The sequence below is a fragment of the Brooklawnia sp. genome, from assembly GCF_049651565.1.
Classification (GTDB): Bacteria; Actinomycetota; Actinomycetes; order Propionibacteriales; family Propionibacteriaceae; genus Brooklawnia.
This window is the reverse complement of sequence record NZ_JBASCI010000048.1, coordinates 1-3,705: the sequence shown is the minus strand read 5'-3', so window position 1 is coordinate 3,705 and position 3,705 is coordinate 1. Positions and strand designations below refer to the sequence as shown.

At 66.3% G+C, this 3,705-nt stretch carries 3 protein-coding genes; all 3 read right to left on the bottom strand.

Going from position 1 to position 3,705, the window contains the following annotated elements:
* The coding region (gene secA / locus WBL05_RS02390) for a preprotein translocase subunit SecA (protein ID WP_424223488.1) at window positions 1-2,576 on the bottom strand (2,576 nt) is incomplete at its 3' end.
* Window positions 2,577-2,750: 174 nt separating this feature from the next.
* Window positions 2,751-3,386, bottom strand: a complete 636-nt coding sequence (hpf, locus tag WBL05_RS02385; protein ID WP_424223487.1) for a ribosome hibernation-promoting factor, HPF/YfiA family — start codon at window positions 3,384-3,386, stop codon at window positions 2,751-2,753.
* Window positions 3,387-3,549: 163 nt separating this feature from the next.
* Window positions 3,550-3,705: a ComF family protein gene (locus WBL05_RS02380; protein ID WP_424223486.1), complete on the bottom strand. Its 156-nt coding sequence runs from the start codon at window positions 3,703-3,705 to the stop codon at window positions 3,550-3,552.

Below are 3,705 nucleotides of genomic sequence, written 5' to 3'. Positions count from 1 at the left end.
GGCTGGGCCTGGCCAGCGCCGTTGCCCGACTGCCCGCCGCCGAGCACCCCGGCCAGCTGACCGGCTGCCGCGGCCGCACTGTCGGCACTCAACTGGGGGCCGGATGTGGCGGGCAAGACCTGGACGTCGATGTTGAACAGGTAGCCGACGACCTCCTCGGCGAACCCGTCGCGCATGGCGTCGAACATCTGGGCGCCCTCGCGCTGGTACTCGACCAGCGGATCACGCTGGGCCATCGCCCGCAACCCAATACCCTCGCGCAGGTAGTCCATCTCGTAGAGGTGCTCACGCCACTTGCGATCGAGCACGGTGAGCCAGACCTGTCGCTCCAGCTCGCGCATGTTCGCCGCACCCAGCGACTCCTCTCGGGCATCGTAGGCGCGGGCCGCATCCTCGGCGAACGCGTCGGCGAGTCGCTGCGGATCATCCTCGTCGAGCCAGTCGTCGATATCGAGGCTGACCGGGAACAGCTTGCGCATCTCCGTCCACAGGGCGTCCAGGTCCCAGTCGTCGGGCAGCCCCGTGGTGTACTGCAGGACGCCCGAGCGCACCACCCGGTCGACCGTCTCGCGCAGCTGCTCGTCCACCGGGTGGCCGTTGAGCACCTTGCGCCGGTCGCCGTAAATCGCGTGCCGCTGCCGGTTCATCACGTCGTCGTACTTGAGGACGTTCTTGCGGATTTCGAAGTTCTGCGCCTCGACCTGCTTCTGTGCGCTCTCGATGGCCTTGGTGATGATCTTCATGTCGATCGGCTCATCGTCAGGTAGGTTCATCGACACCATGGCCCGTTCGATGACGTCGGCCTTGAACAGCCGCAGCAGGTCGTCCTCCAGCGACAGGTAGAACCGGCTCTCGCCCGGGTCGCCCTGCCGGCCGGAACGACCGCGGAGCTGGTTGTCGATGCGTCGGGACTCGTGCCGTTCAGAGCCGATCACGTACAGTCCGCCGGCCGCCACCACTTCTTCATGCTCGTCGGCTGTCTGGGCCTCCAGTTGGTGCAGGGTGTCGGGCCACTCGGCCTCGTACTCGTCGCGCTGGTCGACCGGGTCGATCCCGCGTTCCCGTAGCAGCTGATCGGCCAGGAACTCGGGGTTGCCGCCCAGCATGATGTCGGTGCCGCGGCCGGCCATGTTGGTGGCCACCGTGACCGCACCCTTGCGGCCCGCCATCGCGACCACCGCCGCTTCGCGCTCGTGCTGCTTGGCGTTCAGCACCTGGTGCTGAATGCCTGCCCGCTTGAGCTGCCTGCTCAGCAGTTCGGACTTGTTGACCGAGGCGGTGCCGATCAGCACCGGCTGTCCCTTCTCGTGCCGGCCCGCGACGTCGGCGACGATCGCGTCGAACTTGGCAGCCTCGGTGCGGTAGATCAGGTCGGTCTGGTCGACCCGGATCATCGGCTTGTTGGTCGGGATCTCCAGCACGCCCAACCCGTAGATCTTCTGGAACTCCGACTCCTCGGTCTTGGCGGTGCCCGTCATGCCGGCCAACTTCTGGTACATGCGGAAGTAGTTCTGCAGGGTGATCGTGGCGAGCGTTTGGTACTCGTCCTTGATCTCGACGCGCTCCTTGGCCTCCAGCGCCTGGTGCAGGCCCTCGTTGTAGCGGCGGCCGATCAGGGTGCGCCCGGTGTGCTCATCGACGATCAGCACCTCGCCGTTGGCGATGACGTAGTCCTTGTCGCGGTGGAACAGTTCCTTGGCCCGGATCGAGTTGTTCAGGTAGCCGATCAGCGGGGTGTTGGCCGACTCGTAGAGGTTCTCGACGCCGAGCACGTCCTCGGTGGTCTCGATGCCGTGGGCGAGCACCGACACGGTGCGCTTCTTCTCGTCCACCTCGTAGTCGACGTCCCGCTCCAACCGCTTGGCCAGGTTGGCGAATACCGGGTACCACTGCTTGTTCTCGGCGGCAGGGCCGGAGATGATCAGCGGGGTCCTGGCCTCGTCGATGAGGATCGAGTCGACCTCGTCGACGATGGCGTAGTGGTGGCCGCGCTGCACCAGGTCGTCGGGGCTGAGGGCCATGTTGTCGCGCAGGTAGTCGAAACCGAACTCATTGTTGGTGCCGTAGGTGATGTCGGCGGCGTAGGCCTTGCGCCGTTCGGCCGGTGACATCTGGGACAGGATCACGCCCACTTCGAGGCCGAGGAAGTGGTGCACCCGGCCCATCTGCTCCGACTGGTAGCGGGCCAGGTAGTCGTTGACGGTAACGATGTGGACGCCGTTGCCCTCCAGGGCGTTCAGGTACGCCGGCATCAGCGCGACGATGGTCTTGCCCTCACCGGTCTTCATCTCGGCGATGTTCGCCTCGTGCAGGGCGATGCCGCCGACGATCTGGACGTCGAAGGGACGCTTGCCCAGCACCCGGCGGGAGGCCTCCCGGATGGTGGCGAAAGCCTCGGGAAGCAGTTGGTCGAGGGTCTCGCCGTTGGCGAGCCGCTGCTTGAAGTCGGCGGTCTGTCCGCGCAACTCATCGTCGTCCATCGCGACGTAGTCGTCCTCGATGCTGTTGATCTGGTCCGCCATCCGCTGAAGTCGCTTCAGCGTGCGTCCCTCGCCAGCATTGAGCAGGCGGTCCATGAAACCCACTGGTAAGTCCTTTGCTGTCCTTGCCGCCGGACGCGCCCGGTGCACGCCGAACCTTGCAGCAGCAGCCACCATCCTACGGCGCGCACCGAAGCTGTTCACATCGCCCGGGGCCGAGCAGCCGCGGCGGCAGGCGCAGCCGGGAACCTGCCGCCGGCGTCCTGGTGGCTATGCCTCGTCGTCGACTGCCAGGTGGATCACCCCGTAGTCATAGGCCTTGCGCCGGTAGACCACGCTTGGTTCCCTGGTCTCGGCATCGACGTAGAGGAAGAAGTCGTGCCCGACCAGTTCCATCTCGTCCAGCGCCTGGGCCAGCGTCAGCGGCGCTGCCTTGAACCTCTTCTCCCGGACCACCAGGGGACCGTCACCGTGCACCTCGAGCCCCGCCACCTCATGCCTGGGCACCTCGTCGACCGGCGCCTGCTGATCAGCCCCGAACACCAGTGCGGCATCGCCGACACCGGCCTCGGCCAGCTCGCGGGAGCCGCGCAGGCCCCGGTGCTGCTTGCGCCGGTCGGCCGCGCGGCGCAATTGGCTCTTCAGCTTGTCCTCGGCCCGGTCGAAGGCGAGCATCTTCTCGGGACCGTGCCCGATCGCCCGGATCACTGGCCCCTTCCCCCTCAATGTGATCTCACAACGGACATCGCCGTCTGGGTCGCCCTTGGAATCGGCCGCGGTGAACTCGACCTCGGTGCGGATGACGCGCTCACGCAGTCGCGAGATGGTGGAGTTGAGCCGGTCGGCGACCTGCTCGCGAGTCGTGTCGTTGACCGTGAGGCGCCTGCCAGTGATACTGACGTCCATCATCGTTCCTTCCCATCAAGGGCTGGCCGGGACGACCAGCCGTGTGCGGCCCACCAGGCACGCACCCGGTAAACAAATGGCACGATCTCGTGGCCTGCATCCCACCCGGTCTGGCCCGGTTGCGATGTGCCACTGGATCGTGCCATGTATCAACGTTACTCACCTACAAACACCATCGGGGGGTTTCGCAGATCGCAGCGATCCCGGCCACCGGGTGCCCGGAAGCACGCAGTGCACGACATGCTTCGGCAACCGTGGCACCGGTGGTGATGATGTCGTCCACCACGATCACCGGCCCGGTTCCGGGCTCGGCCACCAT

Excerpts from the sequence above, each read along its gene's own strand:
- hpf (WP_424223487.1), bottom strand. The coding sequence starts at position 3,386 with ATGGACGTCAGTATCACTGGCAGGCGCCTCACGGTCAACGACACGACT.
- WBL05_RS02380 (WP_424223486.1), bottom strand. The coding sequence starts at position 3,705 with ATGGTGGCCGAGCCCGGAACCGGGCCGGTGATCGTGGTGGACGACATC.